At 65.5% G+C, this 23,606-nt stretch carries 22 protein-coding genes and 1 pseudogene; 13 read left to right on the top strand and 10 right to left on the bottom strand.

Features of this window, described 5'->3' with window-relative positions:
• Window positions 1-45: 45 nt before the first annotated feature.
• Entirely contained in the window at window positions 46-468 is a 423-nt protein-coding gene (gene ndk, locus VQ042_RS10760) for a nucleoside-diphosphate kinase (RefSeq protein WP_331819011.1), read from the bottom strand.
• 195 nt (window positions 469-663) lie between these two features.
• Here ndk and VQ042_RS10755 point away from each other — a divergent pair, with 195 nt between their 5' ends.
• The 3 genes from VQ042_RS10755 (at window position 664) to VQ042_RS10745 (ending at window position 4,176) form a co-directional block, all read left to right on the top strand.
• Entirely contained in the window at window positions 664-1,173 is a 510-nt protein-coding gene (locus tag VQ042_RS10755; RefSeq protein ID WP_331819009.1) for a DinB family protein, read from the top strand.
• 109 nt (window positions 1,174-1,282) lie between these two features.
• On the top strand, window positions 1,283-3,196 hold the full coding sequence (locus VQ042_RS10750; RefSeq protein WP_331819006.1) for an ABC-F family ATP-binding cassette domain-containing protein: 1,914 nt from the start codon (window positions 1,283-1,285) through the stop codon (window positions 3,194-3,196).
• A 332-nt stretch (window positions 3,197-3,528) separates the two neighbouring features.
• Window positions 3,529-4,176 (top strand): hypothetical protein, encoded by a 648-nt coding sequence (locus tag VQ042_RS10745; RefSeq protein ID WP_331819004.1) that lies wholly within the window; start codon window positions 3,529-3,531, stop codon window positions 4,174-4,176.
• A 19-nt stretch (window positions 4,177-4,195) separates the two neighbouring features.
• On the opposite strand, the gene VQ042_RS10740 is transcribed toward VQ042_RS10745, so the two are convergent.
• Together VQ042_RS10740 and VQ042_RS10735 are read right to left on the bottom strand one after the other, a co-directional pair.
• Window positions 4,196-4,645 (bottom strand): DNA polymerase III subunit chi, encoded by a 450-nt coding sequence (locus VQ042_RS10740; protein WP_331819002.1) that lies wholly within the window; start codon window positions 4,643-4,645, stop codon window positions 4,196-4,198.
• A 14-nt stretch (window positions 4,646-4,659) separates the two neighbouring features.
• Window positions 4,660-6,159, bottom strand: a complete 1,500-nt coding sequence (locus VQ042_RS10735) for a leucyl aminopeptidase (RefSeq protein WP_331819000.1) — start codon at window positions 6,157-6,159, stop codon at window positions 4,660-4,662.
• Between the two features lie 285 nt (window positions 6,160-6,444).
• On the opposite strand from VQ042_RS10735, the gene VQ042_RS10730 reads away from it, so the two are divergent.
• From VQ042_RS10730 to rsmA, 6 genes are all read left to right on the top strand, one after another.
• Window positions 6,445-7,623, top strand: a complete 1,179-nt coding sequence (locus VQ042_RS10730) for an LptF/LptG family permease (RefSeq protein ID WP_331818998.1) — start codon at window positions 6,445-6,447, stop codon at window positions 7,621-7,623.
• Window positions 7,620-8,702, top strand: coding sequence for an LPS export ABC transporter permease LptG (gene lptG, locus VQ042_RS10725; RefSeq protein ID WP_331818996.1), 1,083 nt, complete (start codon window positions 7,620-7,622; stop codon window positions 8,700-8,702). Before VQ042_RS10730 ends, lptG begins: the two co-directional genes overlap by 4 nt.
• A 143-nt stretch (window positions 8,703-8,845) precedes the next feature.
• Window positions 8,846-11,170, top strand: coding sequence for an LPS-assembly protein LptD (locus VQ042_RS10720; protein WP_331818994.1), 2,325 nt, complete (start codon window positions 8,846-8,848; stop codon window positions 11,168-11,170).
• Between the two features lie 214 nt (window positions 11,171-11,384).
• The gene (locus VQ042_RS10715) at window positions 11,385-12,329 is read left to right on the top strand and encodes a SurA N-terminal domain-containing protein (protein ID WP_331818992.1); all 945 of its coding nucleotides are present in this window, start codon (window positions 11,385-11,387) and stop codon (window positions 12,327-12,329) included.
• Between the two features lie 10 nt (window positions 12,330-12,339).
• A complete protein-coding gene (gene pdxA / locus VQ042_RS10710) occupies window positions 12,340-13,389 on the top strand; it encodes a 4-hydroxythreonine-4-phosphate dehydrogenase PdxA (protein ID WP_331818990.1) in 1,050 nt (349 codons plus the stop codon).
• Window positions 13,386-14,225, top strand: coding sequence for a 16S rRNA (adenine(1518)-N(6)/adenine(1519)-N(6))-dimethyltransferase RsmA (gene rsmA / locus VQ042_RS10705; protein WP_331818988.1), 840 nt, complete (start codon window positions 13,386-13,388; stop codon window positions 14,223-14,225). Before pdxA ends, rsmA begins: the two co-directional genes overlap by 4 nt.
• A 48-nt stretch (window positions 14,226-14,273) precedes the next feature.
• On the opposite strand, the gene gmk is transcribed toward rsmA, so the two are convergent.
• The 7 genes from gmk to fabD all read right to left on the bottom strand — a co-directional run bounded on the left by gmk (window position 14,274) and on the right by fabD (window position 20,532).
• Entirely contained in the window at window positions 14,274-14,939 is a 666-nt protein-coding gene (gene gmk / locus VQ042_RS10700; RefSeq protein WP_331818986.1) for a guanylate kinase, read from the bottom strand.
• Window positions 14,936-15,823: a YicC/YloC family endoribonuclease gene (locus VQ042_RS10695; RefSeq protein WP_331818984.1), complete on the bottom strand. Its 888-nt coding sequence runs from the start codon at window positions 15,821-15,823 to the stop codon at window positions 14,936-14,938. Before VQ042_RS10695 ends, gmk begins: the two co-directional genes overlap by 4 nt.
• Window positions 15,824-15,862: 39 nt before the next feature.
• The gene (gene mltG, locus VQ042_RS10690) at window positions 15,863-16,969 is read right to left on the bottom strand and encodes an endolytic transglycosylase MltG (RefSeq protein ID WP_331818982.1); all 1,107 of its coding nucleotides are present in this window, start codon (window positions 16,967-16,969) and stop codon (window positions 15,863-15,865) included.
• A 103-nt stretch (window positions 16,970-17,072) separates the two neighbouring features.
• Complete coding sequence (fabF, locus tag VQ042_RS10685; protein ID WP_331818980.1) at window positions 17,073-18,338, bottom strand: beta-ketoacyl-ACP synthase II; 1,266 nt, start codon at window positions 18,336-18,338, stop codon at window positions 17,073-17,075.
• Window positions 18,339-18,378: 40 nt separating this feature from the next.
• Window positions 18,379-18,615, bottom strand: coding sequence for an acyl carrier protein (locus VQ042_RS10680; protein ID WP_009209380.1), 237 nt, complete (start codon window positions 18,613-18,615; stop codon window positions 18,379-18,381).
• 183 nt (window positions 18,616-18,798) lie between these two features.
• Window positions 18,799-19,536, bottom strand: coding sequence for a 3-oxoacyl-[acyl-carrier-protein] reductase (gene fabG, locus VQ042_RS10675; protein WP_331818971.1), 738 nt, complete (start codon window positions 19,534-19,536; stop codon window positions 18,799-18,801).
• 63 nt (window positions 19,537-19,599) lie between these two features.
• Window positions 19,600-20,532, bottom strand: coding sequence for an ACP S-malonyltransferase (gene fabD / locus VQ042_RS10670; RefSeq protein ID WP_331818969.1), 933 nt, complete (start codon window positions 20,530-20,532; stop codon window positions 19,600-19,602).
• Window positions 20,533-20,925: 393 nt separating this feature from the next.
• Here fabD and rpsF point away from each other — a divergent pair.
• From rpsF to rplI, 4 genes and pseudogenes are all read left to right on the top strand, one after another.
• Window positions 20,926-21,454, top strand: a pseudogene (gene rpsF, locus VQ042_RS10665) (30S ribosomal protein S6).
• A 6-nt stretch (window positions 21,455-21,460) separates the two neighbouring features.
• Complete coding sequence (gene rpsR, locus VQ042_RS10660) at window positions 21,461-21,709, top strand: 30S ribosomal protein S18 (RefSeq protein ID WP_024350500.1); 249 nt, start codon at window positions 21,461-21,463, stop codon at window positions 21,707-21,709.
• Window positions 21,710-21,865: 156 nt separating this feature from the next.
• Complete coding sequence (locus tag VQ042_RS10655; RefSeq protein ID WP_331818965.1) at window positions 21,866-22,831, top strand: hypothetical protein; 966 nt, start codon at window positions 21,866-21,868, stop codon at window positions 22,829-22,831.
• Window positions 22,832-22,865: 34 nt separating this feature from the next.
• Entirely contained in the window at window positions 22,866-23,477 is a 612-nt protein-coding gene (gene rplI, locus VQ042_RS10650; protein ID WP_331818964.1) for a 50S ribosomal protein L9, read from the top strand.
• The last annotated feature ends 129 nt before the right edge of the window (window positions 23,478-23,606 follow it).

The raw sequence follows: 23,606 nt of genomic DNA, 5'->3' as shown, positions 1-23,606 counted from the left end.
GCTCAGTGGCCTCCCTTTGCATCGATAGCGGTGGGCTGAGACGGTTCAGCCGACGATTTCGGTCTCGGAGAACCAGTAGGCGATTTCCTGCGCGGCCGTCTCCGGCGCGTCGGAGCCATGCACCGAGTTCTCGCCGATCGACAGGGCGAAGGCCTTTCGGATGGTGCCGTCGGCCGCGTCGGACGGATTGGTCGCGCCCATCACTTCGCGGTTGCGCGCAATGGCATTCTCGCCCTGCAGCACCTGGACGACCGTCGGGCCCGACGACATCGACTCGACCAGCTCGCCGAAGAACGGACGCTCCTTGTGGACCGCGTAGAAGCCCTCGGCCTCGCGGCGGCTCATCCACACGCGGCGCGACGCCACGACCGTCAGGCCGGCCTCTTCCAGCATGGCGGTGATCGCGCCAGTCATGTTGCGACGCGTCGCGTCGGGTTTGATCATAGAGAACGTGCGTTCGACCGCCATGTCCTAGTCCTTTTCGATTGGATCGGGGAAAGTGGGCGACCTATAGCGACGCGTCCCCACAGGAGCAAGGCGTTGCAGCGGCCAGAACACCGCCCCTGCCGGAATCCGGGACTGACATCTTGCCAATGCGGGCGGGTCGCGAAATTCTCGGCTTCTCAGCGGCGCGCAAAGCCCCGTCACTTGCCGGAGTCCCAGATGCTTTCGACAAACACGGCCCGCGTGTTCGCCGGCTACAATCGCTGGTGCAACGAGCGCCTCTATGTCGCCGCTGCCGGGTTGACCGAAAAGGAGGTCCGCGCCGACCTCGGCGTGTTCTTCCGCTCCATGCTGGGAACCCTCAATCACATCCTGGTCGCCGTCCGGATCTGGATGCGCCGTTTCACCGGATCCGGCGACGGGCCCGACCGTCTCGATGCCATCCTGTTTCCCGATCTCACCGGACTGCAGTTGGCAAGGCAGGCCGAGGATGCGCGGATCATCGGCTGGGTGGACGGGTTGGCCGACACCGACCTCGCCGATGACTTCACCTATCGCACGATTTCGGGAACGCAGGAGTTCACGCAGGTTCTCGGCGGGGCGCTCCTCAATATGTTGAATCATCAGACTCATCATCGGGGCCAGGCCCATGCAATCCTTACCGGATTTGCTCGCGACGCTCCGAGCTTCGACCTGATCGCTTTCCAGCGGGAAGCCGGCCGGGGGTAGCATCTTGGGGGCCGACGGGCCCCTCAGCGCCCCTGTCTCTGCCCCTTGCCGGCAACTGTCTTTCCACATCCCCTTCCGCACTGCGTCACGGCGTGGCAAAAGCTGCCGCATGCTTCAGATCACCAATCTTTCCGCGCGCGTCGCCGGACGCCTTCTCATCGACAAGGCCAGCCTCTCGCTGCCGGCCGGCAGCAAGGTTGGCCTCGTCGGTCGCAACGGCGCGGGCAAGTCGACATTGTTCCGGGTCATCACCGGGGAACTGGCCGCCGAAACCGGCGAGGTCAGCTACCCGAAGAACACCCGCCTCGGGCAGGTCGCCCAGGAAGCGCCCGGCACCGAAGACTCGCTCATCGAGATCGTGCTCGCGGCCGACAAGGAGCGGGTGGATCTCCTGGCGGAGGCCGAGACCGCGACGGACCCGCACCGCATTGCCGACATCCATACGCGCCTGGCCGATATCGAGGCCCATTCGGCCGAGGCCCGCGCCTCGTCGATCCTGTCGGGCCTCGGCTTCGACATGACTGCGCAGGCGCGGCCGGCATCGTCCTTCTCCGGCGGCTGGCGGATGCGCGTCGCGCTGGCGGCCGTCCTGTTCTCGCGGCCCGACCTGCTGCTCCTCGACGAGCCAACCAACTATCTCGATCTGGAAGGCACGCTCTGGCTCGAGAATTTCGTCTCACGCTATCCCTATACCGTGATCGTCATCAGCCATGATCGCGACGTCCTGAACAATGCGGTCAATTCGATCGTGCATCTCGACCAGCAGAAACTCGTCTTCTATCGCGGCGACTACGACCAGTTCGAGCGCCAGCGGGCCGAGAAGCTCGAGCTCCTGCAGAAGTCGATCACCAAGCAGGAAGCCGCGAAGAAGCACATGGAAGCCTTCGTCGAGCGCTTTCGCGCCAAGGCATCCAAGGCGCGGCAGGCGCAGTCGCGCCTGAAGGCGCTGGAGCGCATGCAGCCGCTGCAGGGCATCGTCGAGGAGCACGTCACCCCCTTCGTCTTCGAGGCGCCCGAGAAGCAGGCCGCCTCCCCCATCATCCGCATGGAGCATGTCACCGTCGGCTACGAGCCCGGACGGCCGATCCTGTCCGGCCTCGACCTGCGGATCGACACGGAGGACCGGATCGCGCTGCTCGGCCAGAACGGCAACGGCAAGTCCACATTCGCCAAGCTGCTCGCCCAGCGTCTGAAGGAGCAGAGCGGCACCATTACCCGCGCGCCGGGGTTAAAGATTGCGTTCTTCGCGCAGCACCAGATCGACGATCTGCGGCCGGCAGAGAGCGCCGTGCAGCATGTGCGGCGCCTGATGCCCGACGCGACCGAGCCGAAGGTGCGCGCCAAGGTGGCCCGGATGGGCCTGCCGACCCAGAAGATGGACACGGCCGCCGACATGCTGTCCGGCGGCGAGAAGGCACGCCTGCTGATGGGCCTGGCGACGCTGGATGCGCCCAACCTCCTGATCCTCGACGAGCCGACCAACCATCTCGACATCGAAGCACGCGAGAGCTTGGTGCGGGCGCTCAACGACTATCCGGGCGCCGTCATCCTGATCAGCCATGACCGCCACATGGTCGAGGCCACGATGGACCGCCTATGGATCGTCGCCGACGGAACGGTATCCCGCTATGACGGCGATCTGGAAGACTACAAGAAGCTGGTCCTGTCCGGCGTCACCAAGGGGAGCGACGCCCCGGCAGCCGGCAGCGGCGGCGATACCGCACCACCGGCCCCTGCACCGGTCTCCAAGATGGATCAGCGCCGTCTGGCCGCCGAACGCCGCGACGCCCTGAAGCCGCTCAAGCAGAAGATCAGCCAGCTCGAAATCCAGATCTCGCGGTTGCAGAAGACCATCGAGGGGCTCGACGAGAAGCTCGGCGATCCGGCCCTCTACACGAGCAATCCGGGCAAGGCGAGCGAGCTCAACAAGCAGCGTGCCGCAGCCGCCAAGACCCTGGCGTCCTGCGAGGAAGACTGGCTCGCGCTGACAGCGGAGCACGATTCGGCGATGGCGGCAGAATAGCGCGCCATCGACGTAGGCTCGGACGTGTGAACGGAGAGTCTCCGGCGAGGCGCATTCGCATCGTTGCGCTCCCGTCATGAAAATGACATCAGGCACGCAAACGTAAGCGGTTCCAAACCGCTGGCAGCATGGCTGTCATCCTTGCCGCTCTGCAGCGTCCCGTTTGCGAAGTTCGCCCTCTCGATACTCGTCGCTCCGGCGGCACAGATCGGGTGCGCGTCAGAAAAGCGTTTCCCATGCCCCTTGCCCATGCCCGACTGTCCGGGAATGTCACGGACCTCCTGCAGGTCGTTCGGCGCCGCATGCACTGGCGCCAGTCAGCGGTCTTCTCCTTGATCGCCGGCCTGTCGGTGCTAGCCGCGATCGGCTTCAGTGTCCTGCTGATGGGCTCCGACTCTGGCGCTGCGGCGATGGCGGAGAACAGTCCGCACGAACTGCTCCAGGCCGGGACGATCGCCCTGGCTGCGCTCGTCTTTTTCCTCGCGGCGTTACGCTTCGATTTCGAGATCTTCTACGTGACGCTGCTCGGCAGCTTCGGCAGTTCCATGGCCCTGCTGCGCGAGACGTCGAGTTGCACCAGCGACTTCTACACGGGTGGCCCCTGCCTGACCGCCACCTCGAAGGATCTGATTCCGCTGGCGATGGCGGTCGTTGCCGTTGCCCTCCTGCTCTACCGCCGTGTGCGGCTGGCCCGCCACATCCGCGAACTCAGCCTGTTCTGGCTCGTGCCGGTGGGCTTCTCGACCCTCTTTCTCGTTATCGCCGAACTGGCCGAGGCGAATATCGCCGTGTGGGTCGAGGAAACGATGGAACTTGCCGCCTTTGCCAATCTCTTGGCCTTTGCCGTGGTGATCCACCTGCAACCGCGCTGGTTTGGCGTGACGCTTCGCTGGTCCAACACCGTACCGGCGGAACGGCCGTCCCCGGCGCAGCGACGCGATCACGGGCGCGAAATCATGGGTCAAAGCGCCCGTCGCTGAACCCGGGACGCTCCGGGCATCAGGCCTTCTTGATCCAGCGGCGATCGTCGTTCTGCTGCCAGTAGGTGACGGCGTGGCCCGCCGCCTTCTCCACCTTCCACCGCAATCGTGCCAGTTCCACCTGTTCGGCATCGTGGCCGTCGAAGAGATAGACGGCCCGCTCATAGCCTTCCAGGCTGGTCGGCACGGCACCTTCCACCAGGAACCTGACCTGCGGGGCGTTCGCCTTCTGCTCCGCCTCGACGGTCAGGAGGATTGGCTGCGGCGCCCCGCTCTCGCCATCGCTGCCGTGGGGCAGAAAGCTCTCGTCCCGGTAGACCCAGAGATGATGGTCGAGCGCGTCGCGGCGCTCTTCGGACGTGAACTGCACGACCACCCGCCATCCTTTCCCCAGGCTCTTCTCGAGGAGGTCGGGCAACGCCTCCTCGAGCCGGCTCTGGGTCAGATGGTAGAACAGGACCTCGGTCATGGAGGCCCCCTCTCCTAGCTGGCCTGGTAGTGGTCGGAGACCAGCCGGTCGAGCAGCCGCACGCCGAAGCCCGAGGCCCAGGACTGGTTGTACTCGTTGGCCGGCGAGCCCATCGCGGTGCCCGCCACGTCGAGATGCGCCCAGGGCACGTCATTGACGAAGCGCTGCAGGAACTGCGCCGCGGTGATCGCGCCCGCCGCACGACCGCCGCCGATGTTCTTGATGTCGGCGAACTTGCCCTCGATCATCTTGTCGTATTCGGGCGCCAGCGGCAGCCGCCAGACCTTCTCGCCGGTGCCGATGCCGGCGGCCAGCAGACGGTCGGACAGTTCGTCATTGTTGGAGAACAGGCCGGCATGGTGATTGCCGAGCGCCACGACGATGGCGCCGGTCAGCGTCGCAAGATTGACCATGAACTTCGGCTTGAAGCGATCCTGGCAGTACCAAAGCGCGTCGGCCAGAACGAGCCGCCCCTCGGCGTCGGTGTTCAGCACCTCGATCGTCGTGCCGGACATCGCCGTCACGATGTCGCCCGGCCGCTGGGCGTTGCCGTCGACCGAGTTCTCGACAAGGCCGACGATACCGATGGCGTTGACCCGTGCGGCCCGACCCGCCAGGGCACGCATCACGCCGACGACTGCGGCAGCGCCGCCCATGTCGCCCTTCATCTCGTCCATCGATCCGGCCGGCTTGATCGAGATGCCGCCGGTGTCGAAGACCACGCCCTTGCCGACGAAGGCAATCGGCGCCTCGTCCTCGGGACCGCCGTTCCAGCGCATGATCGCCAGCCGCGGCGGCCGCGGCGAGCCCTGCGCGACCCCGAGCAGCGCGTCCATCTTCAGCGCCCGCAATTCCGATTCGCCGAGAATCTCGACATCCACGCCCTGCTGCGACAGCGCCGCGATCCGTTCTGCAAATTCCACCGGACCCAGCACGTTGGCCGGCTCGTTCACCAGATCGCGGGCGAGCATCGTGCCCGCTGCGATGGCCTCCTGCACGGTATAGGCCTCTTTCGCCGCCGGGACGTCGGCAACCGAAAAGGTGATCGTCGAGGCGATCGTCGGCTCATCCTCGCCGTTCTTGCGCGAAGACTTGGTCTTGTAGAGATCGAAGTCATAGGCACGCAGGCTGGCGCCGGCTGCCATCATCGCCGTCTCGTCGGCCGAGACCGCACCACCGGTCCGGTCGCATCGGACCGTTACGGCCGCCGCGCCCTTGGTCTGCGCGGCGATGACGCCGCCGAGCTTCAACCAGTCCTCGTCTGCCAGCTCCTTGTCGGAATGGGTCCCCACGATGAGCAACCGGTCGGCATCGACATCTGCCGGTGCCACGAGGTCGAGCGTGGCCAACAGCTTGCCCTTGAACTTCCCGATGGTGGCGGCCCGCGTGACGAGCGACCGGATCGCCTCGCTCGTGGCCGCCGGCAGGCTCGCGTCCTTGCCGGAGAAGACCACGACGACCCCCTTGGCTGGCGCGTCCTGGGCGACGAACTCGATCGATGGAAGGCTGGCCATGAAGTCTCCTGCAGGTCGAATGAAAACGGGTCGCGACAGCGGAGCCGTGCGGGGTGGCATGTGGCGACGCGGCCAATGATGGTTGGGGCGGGCCGCATTGCAAGGCCCGGCAGCGAAGATACGCCGTGTTCACCATGGTTCTTCGCCCTTCTTTAGCCAAGCTGATATAATTCTCTCCGCGAGAAGACAGACGACTGCCACCTGCCTTTTTTCCAGGTCCGGGCCGGCCGCAAGGACTATCGAGCGAGCCATGGGCCACACTGCAGCGACGGGTACCGGGGCTGAATGACGATTCTGGAACGCTACATCTTCAGACGAGCCTTCGTGTATGCGGCGTCGTCGCTGACTTCGCTGGTGCTGATCGTCTGGATCGTGCAGGCGCTGTCGCGGATCGACATCGTGAAGACGAGCGCGTCGGCTGCCGGCAACATCTTCTGGATCGCCCTGATGTTGCTTCCGGACCTGGCTGCCGGCGTCATGCCCTTCGCCCTGCTGATCGGCGCGATCCAGGCGCTGAACTCCCTGAACTCCGATTCCGAACGCGCCGTCATCTCGGCGGCCGGCGCATCACAGAAGGTGATCGCCCGTCCGATCATCGCCCTCGGCCTGCTTGGCGGGCTGATCATGCTGCTGATCGCCAATGTCGTCGGCCCCGCCTCGATGAGCGCCTTCCAGAATGGCATCCGCTCGATCAACGCCGACATGATCACGCTGTTTCTCAAGCCCGGCCGGTTCGAGCAGGTGCAGCAGGGCATCCTCATCAGCATCGGCGACGTCAATGGCGCGACCGTCAAAAGCCTGGTGATTGCCGACACCCGCGATCCGGCGAGCGACCTCACCTATTTCGCCCGCGAGGCAAAGATCATCGACCAGGATTCACAATCGCTGCTGCTGTTGTTCGACGGCCAGTTGCATCGCCGCAACACAGCTGACAACAGCGTCTCGGTCATCCAGTTTCAGACCTATGCTTTCGACCTCGCCGAGTTGAGGCCCGCCACCGACAACAGCTGGGTGCGCGCATCCGAGCGCAGCACCGCCGAACTGATCTCGCCCGATCCCAATGACGGGCTTTATCAGGAGCGGCCCTACAGCTTCACCGAGGAGCTGACCGACCGAATGACCAACTGGCTCTTTGCCATCGCCTTCGTTCTGTGGGCAATCGTCGTGGCCGGCCATCCGTCGACCAATCGGCAAGGCACCGGGCCGGCCATGGCCATCGGCCTGTGCGGCGGGCTGAGCCTCAAGGCCGCAGGCTTCGTGGTGCTGTCGCAGATCGAACAGGGCTTCGTCTGGGTGCTGCTTGCCTACCTTCTGCCGCTCGCGGCAATCGCGCTGAACAGCCTGTTGATCTGGCGCAATTTCGACATGCTCGGCTGGGCACCGCTGCAGCAGGCAAATGCCTTCCTGCAGGAAGGCATTGCCGCACTGTCCGGCAGGCGTCGGCCTGCGGAGGCCACGCGATGAGGAACTGGACCCTCAACCGCTATTTCCTGCGCATGTATGTCGTCAGCTTCCTGTCGACGCTGCTGACGGTCTTCGCGCTGATCTATCTGATCGACCTGATCGAGGTCAGCCGGCGCGGACGCTTCGAGGATCTGGGGTTCTCGGCGGCTGCCCTGTTCTCGATGTTGCGGGTGCCGAGCTTCATTGGGCAGGCCTTTCCCTTCATCATCCTGTTTTCGTCCATCTACACGCTCCTGACCCTCAACCGGCGGCTCGAGCTGGTGGTCGCGCGCGCCTCCGGCGTCTCGATCTGGCAGATCCTTCTGCCCTTCGTCGTCGGATCGGTTCTCATCGGGATGGTGGCGACCTTCGTCTACAATCCGCTGACTGCCTATACGCGGACCCTCGCCGAGGACCTGCAGGCCACGTTGGCCCGCGGTGGCGACTTGGCAAGTTCGGATCGGGTGCCGTGGCTGCGCCAGGAGGGCGACGGCGTGCAGTCGATCCTTGGCGCCAAGACGGTCGCGCGCAGCGGCACGGTCCTGGGCGACGTGACGGCCTTCGTCATGAACGACGAAGGCATCGTCAAGGAGCGGATCGATGCGTCCCGCGCTGTGCTGAGCGACCGGTTCTGGACACTGGAAGCCCCGCGGGTCACGCGGGTCGGCTATCGCCCAGAATTTCCGGCCGAATACAAGCTTCCCACCAGCCTGCGCCCCGAATATGTCGAGCAGCGGATCGCCGATCCCGAGGCGATCTCCATCTGGCAGCTGGGTACGAAGATCGACGTGGCCGCCAGTCTCGGCTTCAACACCGACGCTTTTCGGATGCAATACCACACGCTGGTGGCGCAGCCGGCGCTGTTCATCGCCATGACTTTGCTCGCCGCGACCGTCGCCACGAGGTTTTCGCGCACGGGCCAGTCTGGTAGGACGATTGCGGGCGGTGTATTGGCGGGATTCGTGCTTTATGTCGTCACGTTCTTGGCGAAAGCTCTCGGAAGCAATGACGTGGTACCACCGGTAATGGCAGCGTGGTTTCCGGTCTTGGCAGCAGGATTGTCTGGGGTGACGATCCTGCTCCATCAAGAGGATGGTTGAGTATGGTTGCGAGGGGGGCCAGTCGCGCAGGAAGACGCGACGCGCAGGTCGGCATGCGGGCGTTTCTTCTCGCCGGTACAGCTATTTGCGGCCTCGGCTTGGGGGGGCAGGTCGCGTGGGCGCAGGCGGGGATTCCGGCCGACATGTCGGTGCCCGACGATGCCCAGATGTTTCTCGAAGCGGACACCGTCACCTACAACACCGACAGCTCCATCGTGACTGCTTCGGGCGGTGTGCGGATCGACTACGGCAGCTACAAGCTCGTGGCGCGGGATGTCACCTATGACCAGAACACGCGCCGGTTGGTCGCGTCCGGCGATGTGGAATTGCAACAGCCGGACGGAAATAAGGTCTACGCCGACAGCATCGACATCACGGATGATTTCCGCGACGGCTTCGTCAAGGCGCTGCGGATCGAGACACCGGACAACACCCGTTTCGCCGCCGCGGACGCAGTGCGTCAGGATGGCAGCGTTACGACCTTCCAGCAGGGCGTCTACACGGCCTGCGAACCCTGCCGCGAGAACCCCGAGCGGGCGCCGCTCTGGCAGGTAAAGGCGCGAAAGATCGTCTGGGACCAGAACGAGAAAGAGGTCCGGTATTACGGCGCGAAGTTCGAGCTGTTCGGCACGCCCATCGCATACCTGCCCTATTTCCAGTCCCCGGACCCGACGGTCAAACGCAAGACCGGCTTCCTGACCCCGGTCTTCCGTTCATCGAGCGAGCTCGGCTACGGGCTGCGAACCCCGTATTTCATCGATATTGCCGACGACAAGGACGTGACCCTGTCGGGCACCTATTATACTAAGCAGGGTTTCCTGGCCGAGGCCGAGTACCGTCAGGCCTTCGAGAGCGGCTATTTCACCCTGCAGGCCGCAGGCATCAGTCAGCGCGATCCCGACGCCTTCGCCGACGACAACATCTACAATTCAACGACGGGCGAACTCATCACCGCCTCGCCCGACTTCGACAACACCGAACGCGGCATGATCGGCTCCAGGGCTCAGTTCGCCCTGAGCGAGCGCTGGACGCTCGGTTGGGACGTCCTGGTACAGTCGGACGAGAACTTCTCCGCCACCTACGAGATCCCGGGTTACAGCGACACGGTGAAGACGTCGGAGATCTATCTGACCGGTCTCGGCGACCAGAGCTATTTCGACCTGCGCGGCCAGAAGTTCCAGTACCAGTCAGTCAATCCCGATGCCTCAGACACACAGCCGCTGGTCGCCCCAAGCCTCGACTACGAGCGCATCGACCAGGAGAGCGTTCTCGGCGGTGAGCTGAAGCTCCAAATGAACGTCGCCTCGCTCCACCGTGAGGAGGGTTCGGTCACTCCGATCTGTGCGACATCGCTCTACCTCGTGGACGACATGTACGAGGCGTGCCGGGTGCCGCTCGATGGGTATCAATATCGTCCCGACCTGCTGCGCTACAATGCGCTGGAGGGTGACTATACCCGCGCATCGGCCGATTTGGCCTGGCGCGATTCCTATACGCTGGATTCGGGTCTGGTGTTGTCGCCGACGGCATCAGTTCGCGGCGATGGATATGCCGCTGATATGCGCTCCGACGGATTTCCTAATCTTGGGGTACAGCAGGGCACGCTTTCGATCGATGATTCTGGCACCCGCGGTATGGCAACGGCGGCGATGGAGGCTCGCTATCCCTATCTCATCGAGACCGCCAACGCCTCGCATGTGATCGAGCCGATCGGCCAGATCATCGTCCGGCCGGACGAGCAGAAGATAGGCCTCCTGCCCAACGAGGACGCCCAGACGCTGGTGTTCAACACCGCCAATCTCTTCGCGCTCGACAAGTTCTCCGGCTACGACCGCATCGAGGGCGGCTCGCGGGCCAATGTCGGCGTCAAATATGCCGGTAGCTTCGACGGCGGCTACACGGTCAACGCCGTCGTCGGCCAGTCCTATCATCTGGGCGGAGTCAACTCGTTCGCCCAGACCGATCTTGCGCTCGTCGGCTACGATTCCGGACTGGAGACAGACCGCTCCGACTATGTCGGCTCGATCTCCCTTGGTACGCCGATCGGCATCACCCTCGGCACTCAGGCCCGCTTCGACGAAGAGACCTTCGATGTCCGGCGCACCGACGTCTTCGGCACCTACGGGTCGTCCTATGCAACCGCCACGGTGACCTACACCAATATCGATGCCCAGCCGATCTACGGTTCGATTGAGGAGCGCAGCCAGATCACCGGCTCGGGCACACTGAAATTCGCCGACAATTGGAACGCCTTTGGCTCGCTCGGTTACGACATCAAGAATCAGTCGATCGTCGAGAAGACCTTTGGCATCGGCTATGCCGACGAGTGCTTCAGCCTGCTCGTTTCCTACCAGGACACCGTGAACCGCTATTCACAAGAATCCGATTCCTCGCGGCTGATGTTCACGATCGGGCTGCGGACGATTTCCGATATCGGCTATTCGTACGATCTCGGTGAGGACGGCTGACGGTTGATCGCCCCGAGTTGTGGGTGCGGCGATCCAGTGACGGACCGGGACCATGGTTTCGCCAAAGCCACCTTCTAATGTCGGGCTGGGCCTGCGGACGAAACGGCTTGCGGGAGCCTTTGCGTCCTGCGAGGTCCTGACGGAAGACGGGCGCAGCCGGCAACCGGCGGAACACAGCCGCGAGACGCGCGCCATCTAGGGAGTTGAAGCAATCATGATCGTTGGAAACGTTGCCAGACGCGCGGCCGTCGCACTTGCCCTTCTGGGCTCGGTCGCGGCAATCGTGCCGGCCACCACTGGAACCGCACAGGCGGCCAGCGAGATCAGCGTTGTCGTCAACGGCGTCCCGATCACCAGCTACCAGATCCGCCAGCGCGCCGCCTTCCTGAATCTGCGCCGTGTCGGTGGCAACACCACACAGAAGGCGACCGACGAACTGATCGACGAGGCCCTGAAGAAACAGGAAATCCGTCGGCGCGGCATCTCCATCTCGGACGATGCGGTGAACGAGGCGTTCGGGCGTTTCGCCGCCGAGAACAAGCTGACAGAGACGCAACTCGGCGAGGTGCTGTCACGCGCCGGCTTCTCGTCGGACGGTTTCAAGGACTACATTCGCGTCCAGATGGGCTGGGGCCAGGCGGTGCAGGCCAACATGCGCAGCAGCGAGAAGCTGAGCGAGCAGGACGTCGTGCAGCGGATGCTGGCGCAGGGCGGCGAGAAGCCGAGCACCACCGAGTACACGCTGCAGCAGGTGATCTTCGTCATCCCCGAGGGGCAGCAATCGGCGCTGCTCGCCACGCGCAAGCGCGAAGCCGAAAGCATGCGCTCGCGCTTCCAATCCTGCGATTCCACCTTCGAATTCGCCAAGGGCCTGCGCGACGTGACCGTTCGCGATCTCGGCCGCGTCGCCCAGCCGGAACTGCCGCCGCGCTGGAAGAAGGACATCCAGGCAACCTCGGTCGGCCGCACCACGCCGGCCCAGCAGACCGAGCGCGGCGTCGAGTTCATCGCGGTCTGCAACACCCGTAGCATCTCCGACGACAAGGCCGCGGCGATGGTCTTCCAGGCCCGCGAAATGGAAAAGCTCGGCGAACAGTCCGAGCCCGACGCGGACTATCTGAAGACGCTGCGCGAACGGGCCCAGATCGTTCGACGTTGAGGGCAGCGTCGTGACGGCATCTGCGGCTGACCTGCCGATCGCAGTGACGCTGGGCGACCCGTCCGGCGTCGGCCCGGACATCGTGATTGCCATCCATGGCGAGCACCGGGAGGGCCTGCCGTCCTGGTTCGTCATCGGTGATCCCGATCTCCTCGCGGCGCGCGCCCGGCGTCTGGGCCGCGCCCTGACGGTGGCGATGATCCAAAATCCGCAAGAAGCGCTGTGCGTCGCACCCGGCACTCTTCCGGTGCTGCCACTGGTCAATCGCCAGTCCGACGCGCCCGGACGGACCGACCCGGCCAACGCCGCCGGAACGATCGAGGCGATCGACCGCGCCACGGCGCTGGTGCTGGACGGACTGGCGGCAGCACTTGTCACCGGGCCGATCGACAAGAAGGCACTCTACGATGCCGGCTTCCATCATCCCGGCCACACCGAATATCTCGCGCATCTGTGCCAGTTGTGGCTCGGCCGACCGTTCACGCCCGTGATGCTGCTCACCGGGCCGGATCTGTCCTGCGTCCCCGTGACCATTCATATTCCCATATCCGAAGTGCCGAGGCAGCTGACGTCCGAGTTGATCGAGACCACCTGCCGGATCGTCGCCGCGGACTTCCGCGACCGCCTCGGCATCGCCCGGCCACGGCTGGCGATCGCCGGACTCAACCCGCATGCAGGCGAAAAGGGCGCGATCGGAAGCGAGGACGAAACGGTCATCCGTCCGGCGATCGCCCGTCTTCGCGCCTCGGGCATCGACGCCGTCGGCCCGCTGCCCGCCGACACCATGTTTCATCCACCGGCGCGGTCCCGCTACGACGTGGCCATCTGCATGTATCACGACCAGGCGCTGATCCCCGCCAAGACCCTCGCCTTCGACAAGACGGTGAATGCGACGCTCGGCCTGCCGGTCATCCGGACCTCGCCCGATCACGGCACGGCGGCCGACATTGCCGGCACCGGCGAGGCCCGGCCCGACAGCTTCCTGGCGGCCCTGCGGCTTGCCGGCCGCATGGCAGACGCGGCGAAGCATACAGCCAGCACGGCGACGGCGCACACGTGAGCCCCATCGACAGCCTGCCGCCGCTGCGCGCGGTCCTTGCCGAACACGGTCTCGACCCCAAGCGCAGCCTCGGCCAGAATTTTCTCCTCGATCTGAACCTGACCGGCCGCATCGCCCGTCAGGCGCTGCCGCTGGACGACGCCACGGTGGTCGAGATCGGACCCGGACCCGGCGGCCTGACCCGGGCACTGCTGGCCGAAGGCGCCGCCCGGGTGGTGGTAGTCGAGAAGGACAGCCGCTGTATTCCCGCACTCGAGGCCGTCGCGGCGCATTATCCGGGGCGGCTGGAGATCATTCGGGCGGATGCCCTGGAATTCGACCTGGCGACCGTCCAGCGGCCTGAGGGCGCGGAAGCGCTGAAGATCGTTGCGAATTTGCCCTACAATGTCGGGACGCAGTTGTTGCTGGACTGGATCGCCACGCCGCAATGGCCGCCGCTCTGGTCGAGTCTGACGCTGATGTTCCAGCGCGAGGTGGCCGTGCGTATCGTCGCCGCCCCAGGCTCGAAACATTACGGCCGTCTCGGCGTGCTCGCGGGTTGGCGGACCGAAGCGCGGATCCTGTTCGACGTTCCGCCGGAAGCCTTCACCCCGCCGCCGAAGGTCACTTCGTCCGTCATCCAGATCCGTCCCCGCGCGGTGCCGGAGCCCGCCTCCCTCGCCAAACTGGAGACAGTCACGGCCGCAGCCTTCGGGCAGCGCCGCAAGATGCTGCGCCAGAGCCTCAAGAGCCTCGGTGGAGAGACGCTCCTGTTGGCCGCGGACATCGACCCGCAGCGGCGGGCCGAGACCCTAACGATCCGCGAATTCGTGCGCCTGGCCAACGGCTTGCAATAACCGACTGACTAGTTTTGTCAGCCGGCGCGGCGGCCGAATGGCCCGATCTCAGCACACGTCCTGGGACAGGAGCTCGGCGGTGAAGTCGAACAGGCCGGGACGCCGGTCGCGGCGCATCCGCTCGGCGTTGATGATCGACCGCACGGCCGAGAAAGCCCGGTCCAGATCCTCGTTGACGACAACGTAGTCGTAGTCGCGCCAGCGCTCGATCTCGACCTTGGCGTTCTTCAGGCGCACCGCGATGGTCTCCCCGGAATCCTCGGCGCGGCGCAGCAGGCGCGTCTTCAACTCGGCCATGGATGGCGGCAGGATGAACACCGACACGACGTCCACCTTGGCCTGCTCCTGCAATTGCAGCGCGCCCTGATAATCGATGTCGAACAGCATGTCGCGGCCGTCACGCATCGCCTTTTCGGCGGCCTCGCGTGGCGTGCCGTAGAAATTGCCGTGGACCTCCGCCCATTCCAGCAACGCACCGCCGTCGCGCAGCCGCTCGAACTCGGCCCGGTCGATGAAACGGTAATGCACGCCGTCGATCTCGCTGGCCCGGCGCTTGCGCGTCGTCACGCTGACCGAGAGCGAGAAACTGGGATCGGATTCCAGGAGGTTGCGGGCGATGGTGGACTTGCCGGCGCCCGATGGCGACGACAGCACGAGCATCAGCCCACGGCGTGCGATCGGCACCGCCGATTCCGTTTCGAAGATCGACGTCATTCTATGTTCTGCACCTGCTCACGGAACTGATCGACCGCCACCTTCAGTTCAAGTCCGATGGCGGTCAGCGAAGTCGCGTTCGACTTGGAGCAGATCGTATTCGATTCGCGGTTCAATTCCTGCGACAAAAAATCGAGCCGACGGCCGACCGGTCCGCCGGCGGCCAGCAGCGCCTTGGCCGCCGCCACATGGGTCTGCAGTCGGTCGATCTCCTCGCGGATGTCCGCGCGGGCGGCGATCATTGCTGCCTCCTGATGCAGGCGCTGCTCGTCGAGCCGATCGTCCGCCGTCATCAGTTCGGCGACCTGCGCCGTCAGCCGGTCGCGGCAGGCGTGCGGGCTGCGCGACGGATCGGCCTCCGCCTCTCCCGCCAGCCGCTCGATTTCCGCGAGCCGCTCGGACAGGATGTCGGCGAGAGCGGCCCCTTCGGCCTCCCGTGCCCCGGCAAGGCTTGCGAGGGCGGCCGAAAAGCTCTCCCTGGCGGCCGCGAACTGGGAATCGCGGGTGTCGGGATCCATTCGGCTCTCGGCTACCTCGACGATCCCCTTGATCGCCAGGATGCCGTCGGCGCTGGGCGGCGCAGCATGGCCATCGGCCACCAGACGGCTCGACAACGCCAGGAGTTGGCCGAGCATCGGCTCGTTGATGGTGAAGGCGGGTGCCGCCTCGTCGCGCCGAATCTGCAGGTTGGCCTGGATGTTTCCGCGGGTCAGCCAGGTCGCCGCCTCCCGGCGGAGATCGTTCTCGATCGTCTCGAAGCCCTGCGGCAGCCGCAGCCGCAGGTCGAGGCCCTTGCTGTTCACCGAGCGCAGTTCCCAGACGAACTCGCCGCCGGCAGCCGTCGCCTCGTGGCGGGCAAAGCCCGTCATGCTCTGCACGGGCATGGCCGCACTCCCTTCCGTTCGGTCCGGCCAGTCCGCGCTTTACTGGGTCGACTCGGCCTCGGCGCGGTTCTGGCGCTCCAAAGCACGATAGTCGCGGACGTTGCGATTGTGCTCGTCCAGTGTAGTGGCGAAGACGTGACCGCCGGTCCCGTCGGCGACGAAATAGAGATCGTCGGTTTCCAGCGGGGTCGCCACCGCCTCCAGGGCGGCGCGGCCGGGCGCGGCGATCGGACCGGGCGGCAGGCCGCCGATCTTGTACGTGTTGTACGGCGTGTCGCTGTCGATGTCGGACTGGGTGACCGGCGCATCGGCCGGCTTGCCCGCGCCGCCATAGACGCCATAGAGGAATGTCGGATCCGATTGCAGCCGCATGCCCTTGCGCAGGCGGTTGATGAAGACCGAGGCCACATGCGGCCGCTCGCTCGCGACCCCCGTCTCCCGCTCGACGATCGAAGCCAGGGTGATGAACTCGCCGATATCGTCGATCGGCAGGTCGTCGGCGCGCTTCTCCCAGATTTCGGCGACGAGCGCGTTCTGCGCCTCGCGCATCCGGCGCACCAGTTCCTTGCGGGTCATGCCGCGCTGGAAGAGGTAGGTGTCAGGGCGCAGCGTGCCCTCGGGAACCATCTCTGGCATCTCGCCGGTCAGCGATGGCTCGGCGGCGATCCGCTCGAACGCCCTTTGCGTCGTCCAGCCTTCCGGGATGGTCACCGAATGCATGATGGATCGCCCCTCGCGGAGCTTTTCCATCACCTGCCGCATGGAGGTGCCCGGCGCGAAGGCGTATTCGCCCGCCTTCAGGTCACCGGCGGTCCCGGCGAAGCGCACGCCGTACTCGAACACGCTGGCATCGCTGATGACGCCTTTGCTCTCGAGGCCGCTCGCAATGGTCTGAAGGCCGCTGTTGCGCGGCACGACATAGGTGGTCTCGGCTTGCAGCGGGCCTGCCGCCTCGAACTGGCCGGCACCCCAGTAGATCACTGCCCCGGCGGCGAGCATCGCGAAGAGCGCGGCCGACAGGCAGAAATTCAGGAAGATGACGAGCTGGTTTCGCGAATGGCGCGAGCGGCTGCGCACCGGCGCCGGTTTCCGGCCGCGTCGGTCTCTGCCTGAGCGAGCGCCCTCGCCGCCACGTTCGTCGGTCACCGCATACCCCCGATTGAAATTGCCTCGTGGCTGCCGAAGCACCATCGGATTGTGGCGAAAGCCCGAACGGCGGCGGCGACATCATGCGCCGCCGCCATCGGTGTCAGTCAGCCACGCGTCGCAGCACGAGCGATGCGTTGGTCCCGCCGAATCCGAAGGAGTTCGACAGAGCCACGTCGATGCGCTTTTCGCGCTTCTCGTGCGGAACGAGATCGATCTTGGTCTCCACCGACGGGTTGTCGAGATTCAGCGTCGGCGGCGCGACGTTGTCGCGGATCGCCAGTGCCGAGAAGATCGCCTCGACGGAGCCTGCCGCACCGAGCAGATGCCCGATGGCGGATTTGGTGGACGACATGGTGATGCCGCTGGCGGCATCGCCGACCAGCCGCTCGATCGCGCGCAGTTCGATCTCGTCGCCCAGCGGCGTCGAGGTTCCGTGCGCGTTGACATAGTCGAGATCGGACGGTTGCACCCCGGCCCGCTTCATTGCCGCCGACATGCAGCGATAGGCGCCGTCGCCGTCGGAAGCCGGGGCCGTGATGTGATAGGCGTCGCCCGACATGCCATAGCCGATCACCTCGGCGTAGATGCGTGCGCCGCGTGCCCTAGCGTGCTCGTACTCTTCCAGAACGACGACACCCGCGCCCTCGCCCATGACGAAGCCGTCGCGGTCGCGGTCGTAGGGCCGCGACCCGGCCTGCGGGGTGTCGTTGAAATGCGTGGACAACGCCTTGCACGCGGCAAAGCCCGCCATCGCCAGGCGGCCGACCGGCGATTCGGCGCCGCCGGCGACCATCACGTCGGCATCCCCGAGCGCGATCAGGCGGGACGCGTCACCGATCGCATGCGCGCCGGTCGAGCAGGCCGTCACCACGGAATGGTTCGGGCCTTTCAAGCCGTTGCGGATCGACACATGGCCGGAAGCCAGGTTGATCAGGCTGCCCGGGATGAAGAAGGGGCTGATCCGCCGCGGTCCCTTCTCGGCCAGGATCAAAGACGTGCGCTCGATGCCCTGCAGGCCGCCGATTCCCGAGCCGATCAGGACGCCGGAGGCGATCTGGTCTTCGTAGGATTCGGGGTGCCAATTGGCGTCGTCGAGGGCTTCTGACGCAGCCGCGACAGCGTAGAGGATGAAGTCATCGACCTTGCGCTGTTCCTTCGGCTCCATCCAGTGGTCTGGATCGAAGGTACCGTCCTGGCCGTCGCCGCGCGGAATCTGGCCGGCGATCTGGCACGCCAGATCATCGACCTGGAAGTTCTCGATCCGCTGCAGGCCACTCTCGCCGTTCAGCAGACGCTTCCATGTGACGCCGGAACCGGCCCCGAGGGGCGTAACCATGCCGACGCCTGTAATGACAACTCGTCTCATCAATCGCTCTTCGCCCAGGCGGTTAGGCCGCCCGATTGGGTCAGGCCTGGTTCTTCTCGATGAACTTGACCGCGTCGCCGACCGTCAGGATGGTCTCGGCAGCGTCATCGGGAATCTCGACGCCGAACTCTTCCTCGAAAGCCATGACGAGCTCGACCGTGTCCAGGCTGTCGGCGCCCAGATCGTCGATGAAGCTCGCGTTGTCCGTGACCTTCTCCTGCTCGACGCCCAGGTGTTCGACGACGATCTTCTTCACTCGCTCAGCGGTATCGCTCATTGTCAGTCCTCTATTGCGATTGGTTTCGCCGCTTTCGTTAGACGTGGCACGACGCATTATCAAGCGTTGTGGTCATCCTCGTCGCGGCCATCCGCAGGCAACGACAGCGGAAAATTCGAAGTGCCGGCGCATAGCATGCCCTGCTGCGGCGGCCAAGCGGCACGCCGCGGGCCTGCTGCCCCGTCAGATCATGGCCATGCCGCCATTCACGTGCAGCGTCTGGCCGGTGACGTATCCCGCCTCGTTGGACGCCAGATAGACCGCCGAAGCCGCGATTTCCGCCGCTTCGCCCATCCGCCTCATCGGGATCGCCCCCATGATCGCGTCCTTCTGCTTGTCGTTCAGCTTCTCGGTCATGGCACTCGATATGAAGCCGGGCGCGATGCAATTGACCGTCACCGACCGCGAGGCGATTTCCTGGGCAAGCGACTTGGACAGGCCGATCATGCCCGCCTTTGCCGCGCAGTAATTCGCCTGTCCGGGATTGCCGGTCACGCCGACGATCGACGTGATGTTGATGATTCGGCCAAAGCGACGACGCATCATCGGATGCGTCACGCCCCGCGTCAGCCGGAAGGCGGCGGTGAGATCGATCTCCAGGACCGTGTCCCAGTCCTCGTCCGACATCCGCACGAACAGGCCGTCACGGGTGATGCCGGCGTTGTTCACCAGAATGTCGACGCCCTGCATCTCGCTCTCGGCCGTTTCGGCGAGGCGCTTCTGTTCGGCCCGGTCCGACAGGTCGGCAGGAAACACCATCGCCCGCTCGCCGAGCGAGGCTGCCAGTTCGTCCAGCTTCTCGCGGCGGGTACCGTGCAGGCCCACGGTGGCACCGGCACCGTGCAGCGCCCGGGCAATCGCCTCGCCGATGCCGCCGCTGGCGCCGGTTACGAGCGCCTTGCGCCCGGTCAGATCGAACATGTCGGATTCCTTCTGTTGTCGTCGGTTCCGCAGCGCCGTCGGCGTGCGGCGTCTAGGATGGGGTCAGCCTGCGCCAAAACCGCGGACATCGTCCGCCGTTCCGATGGCGCGGGCGTCGAGGCTGCGATCGATCCGGCGCGCCAGCCCGGTCAGGACCTTGCCGCTGCCGATCTCCACCAGCGAGTCGACACCATTGGCCGCAAGCCATTCGATGCTTTCCCGCCAGCGTACCTGGCCGGTGACCTGCCGCACCAGCCGGTCGCGGATCTCGGCCGGATCCGACGTCGCGTCGGCGGTGACGTTGGTGACCACGGGCACCCGCGGCGCCGCGATCTCGGCCTCTGCCAGCGCCTGCGCCATGCGATCGGCTGCCGGTTGCATCAGCCGACAGTGGAAGGGCGCAGAGACCGACAACGGCAGCGCCCGCTTGGCGCCCCGCTCCTGCGCCAGTGCGATGGCCCGGTCGATCGCGGCGGCATTGCCGGAAATGACGATCTGGCCGCCGCCATTGTCGTTGGCGGGCTCGCAGACCTCGCCCTCGGCAGCGTCCTCGCAGAGCCTGGCGACCGCCTCGGCATCGAGGCCGATGATCGCCGCCATCGAGCCGGCCCCGCTGGGCACGGCGTCCTGCATGGCATTGCCGCGGATCCGGAGGAGCTTCGCCGTCTGCCCGATCGACAAGGCGCCGACGGCTGCCAGCGCCGAATATTCGCCCAGCGAATGGCCGGCGACATAAGTCGCCTGGTCGACCGAAAAGCCTTCGCTCTCCAGTGCGCGGATGGCGGCAATCGACACGGCCATCAGCGCCGGCTGGGCGTTCTCGGTCAGGGTCAGGCGGTCCTCGGGCCCCTCGAAGATCAGCTGCGACAGCTTCTCGCCCAGCGCCTCGTCGACCTCGTCGAACACGGCGCGGCTGGCGTCGAAGCTGTCATGGAGGGTCCGGCCCATGCCGACGCTCTGACTGCCCTGTCCCGGAAAGACCAGTGCGATGGTCATGCGGCTTTCTCCCCTGTTCATCGTTGCAAATCGAGTGCAGGCAATGGTTTGGTCAAGCCCGCGCTGTCAAGCAGGCTGCCGGGGCACCATCAAGGATGGCCACGTGGCGACGCGGTTCCATGCGCCATATGGCTGCCGGGGCTTGCCAAACGCCGCCCAAGCAGGTAGTGGCACCATCCTCATTGCTTGGGTCCCAGCTGGGGGCTGAACGGAAAGCTGTCGATGATTTCGACAACAGATGCCAGAAGGCATCGGTTTCCCGTGTCTCCGCTCTCGACCGTTCTTGTACTGACGCCTTTCCGATCGGCCCGCACCGGGTTTCGCACGAAAGTCGTTGAGGCTTAGCCGCTGTACCCAGGCAGATGCGAACGTAACACGGAAAGGCGATAGCGCATGGCTCTGTACGAGCACGTATTCCTCGCGCGCCAGGACATCTCGAACCAGCAGGTCGATCAGCTCGTCGAGCAGTATCGCGGCGTTCTGGAATCCAATGGCGGCACCATCGGCAAGGTGGAGAATTGGGGTCTGAAGACCCTCACCTTCCGCATCAAGAAGAACCGCAAGGCGTATTACACGCTGATGAACATCGACGCCCCGTCGGCGGCGGTGCAGGAGATGGAGCGCCAGATGCGCTTCAATGAAGACATCCTGCGCTATATCACGATCCGCGTGGAAGAGCACGAGGAAGGCCAGTCGGCCATGATGCAGAAGCGCGACGACCGTCCGCGCCGTGGCGATCGTGGCGNTCACGATCCGCGTGGAAGAGCACGAGGAAGGCCAGTCGGCCATGATGCAGAAGCGCGACGACCGTCCGCGCCGTGGCGATCGTGGCGATCGTCCCCGCCGCGACCGCGAGGATGGCCCGCGTCGCGATCGCGACGACGACCGCCCCCGCCGCCCCCGCGACACCGATTCGGAGTAAGCCAAGATGGTCGATATCGCCCAGCTTCCCACCCGCCGGCCCTTCCACCGCCGCCGCAAGTCCGACCCGTTCGCCGGCACCGATTCGCCGAAGATCGACTACAAGGACGTGCGCCTGCTGCAGCGCTACATCTCCGAGCGTGGCAAGATCGTGCCTTCACGCATCACGGCCGTCTCGCAGAAGAACCAACGGGCTCTCGCCCAGGCCATCAAGCGTGCGCGCTTCCTCGGCCTGCTGCCCTACGTGCTGAAATAGCATCGACGATTCCGGCGGCGCGCCAGCGCCGCCGGCGTCCCGGACGCATCAGGCGGCGCCGGGACGAGCGGACGCAGCCGGCTTGCAGCCGTCCGTCCGACAGCCGAGTTGGGGCATTAGCCTCTAACTGCCACGAGCAGGACAGCGCACGAGATCATGCAGCCCACCGCCATCATCATTGCGATCATATCCGGCCTTGCCAGCGCCCTGCTGTTCGCAGGCATCGTGCTGGAGTCGAGCTCCGCCGTCAGCCTCGCGCTGGCCGCGCCCATTCCGATCGCCATTGCCAGCCTCGGCTGGGGATCCACCGCAGGCTTCATCTCCGCCGCCGTCGCGACGGCCGCCATCTATGCCATCGCCCAGTCGGTCCCGAGCGCGCTGACGCTGCTCGGATCCATGGCGCTGCCGACGGCGGTCGCCGGCCATCTGGCCGGCCTTGCCCGGCCGGCTGCCGAGGACACCCCCCGGCCGCTCGGTCCCGCCGGCGCCAACCCGCCGCTGGACTGGTATCCGTTGCCGCGGGTCTTCATGGCGATCACGCTGATGGCCATCGCCTCCTGCATCTTCCTCGGCTGGTATCTCGGCTTCGATCCCGAAGACTTCGTTCCAGCCGTGGTCGAAGCCCTGCAGCAGAGCGGCGGCGCGATGGACGCCGCAACGGACGTCGAGCGCCGCGCCATCGCAGAGCTCATCATCGGCCTCGTGCCCTTCGTCCAGCCCGCCGTCCTGTCGATCGCTCTGATCGTCGGCCTGTATCTCGGCGCCGCCATCGTGCGCGTGTCGGGACGATTGCCGCGGCCAAAGGACGACATTCCGACGAGCGCGCAACTGCCGCAGATCAGCCTCGTCGTCTTCGCGGTCGCTGCCGGCGCCGCCTTCATCGACGGCACGATCGGCCTGGTCGCCGACGTGTTTCTCGGCGGCTTCGCCGCGGCCTTCACGCTGGTCGGGCTGGCCGCTCTGCATCGCCGCACGCGCGGCCGGCAGGGCCGCTTTCTGGTACTATTCTCCAGCTATGCGGCACTACTCCTGCTCTCCTTCCCGATCCTCCTGTTTCTGGCGATGGGGGTCTACGAAACCTGGCGGCGACCGTACGGTCCAGCCCCGGCCAGTCGCAACTGACAGACAAACCGAACAATCCCGAAAGGACACCACAATGGACGTCATTCTTCTCGAACGCATCGCCAAGCTCGGCCAGATGGGCGACACCGTGAAGGTGCGCGACGGCTTCGCCCGCAACTACCTCCTGCCGTCGGGCCGCGCCCTTCGCGCCAACGAAGGCAACGCAGCCCGCTTCGAAGCGCAGAAGGATCAGCTGATCGCGCGCAACGAAGAGCGCAAGTCGGAAGCCCAGGGCGTCGCATCGTCGCTTGACGGCAAGAGCTTCATCGTCGTGCGCCAGGCCGGCGAGACCGGCCAGCTCTACGGTTCGGTCTCGACCCGCGACATCGCCGATCTCCTGGCTGCCGACGGCTTCAAGGTCGGTCGCAACGACATCCAGCTCAACCAGCCGATCAAGACCATCGGCGTGCATCCGATCACCATCGCCCTGCACCCCGAAGTCGACGTGTCCATCACGATCAACGTCGCCCGCTCGCAGGACGAGGCCCAACGCCAGGCCCGCGGTGAAGACCTGACCTCGGCCGACGCCATCTACGGCATCGAAGAGGAAGAGGAATTTGCCGAGGACGAAGACGAGCTGGACGGCGAAGAAGCCGATGCCGGCGAGACCGGCGAAGCTGCAGCGGAAGACGAAGAGACCAACTGATCGGCGATCGCTTCGGCAGACCACGTGTCTGCCGACTGCTTCGCATCGTTGCCCAAAGGGGGCCGGCATTCGTTGCCGGCCCCCTTTTTGGTTACAGGCGATACCCTCTTTTCACTGCGCCGCAAGGTT

It is taken from the genome of Aurantimonas sp. A2-1-M11 (genome assembly GCF_036549475.1).
Taxonomy (GTDB): domain Bacteria; phylum Pseudomonadota; class Alphaproteobacteria; order Rhizobiales; family Rhizobiaceae; genus Aurantimonas.
The sequence above is the reverse complement of the archived record's forward strand: the minus strand, read 5'-3'. Positions and strand labels throughout refer to the sequence as shown.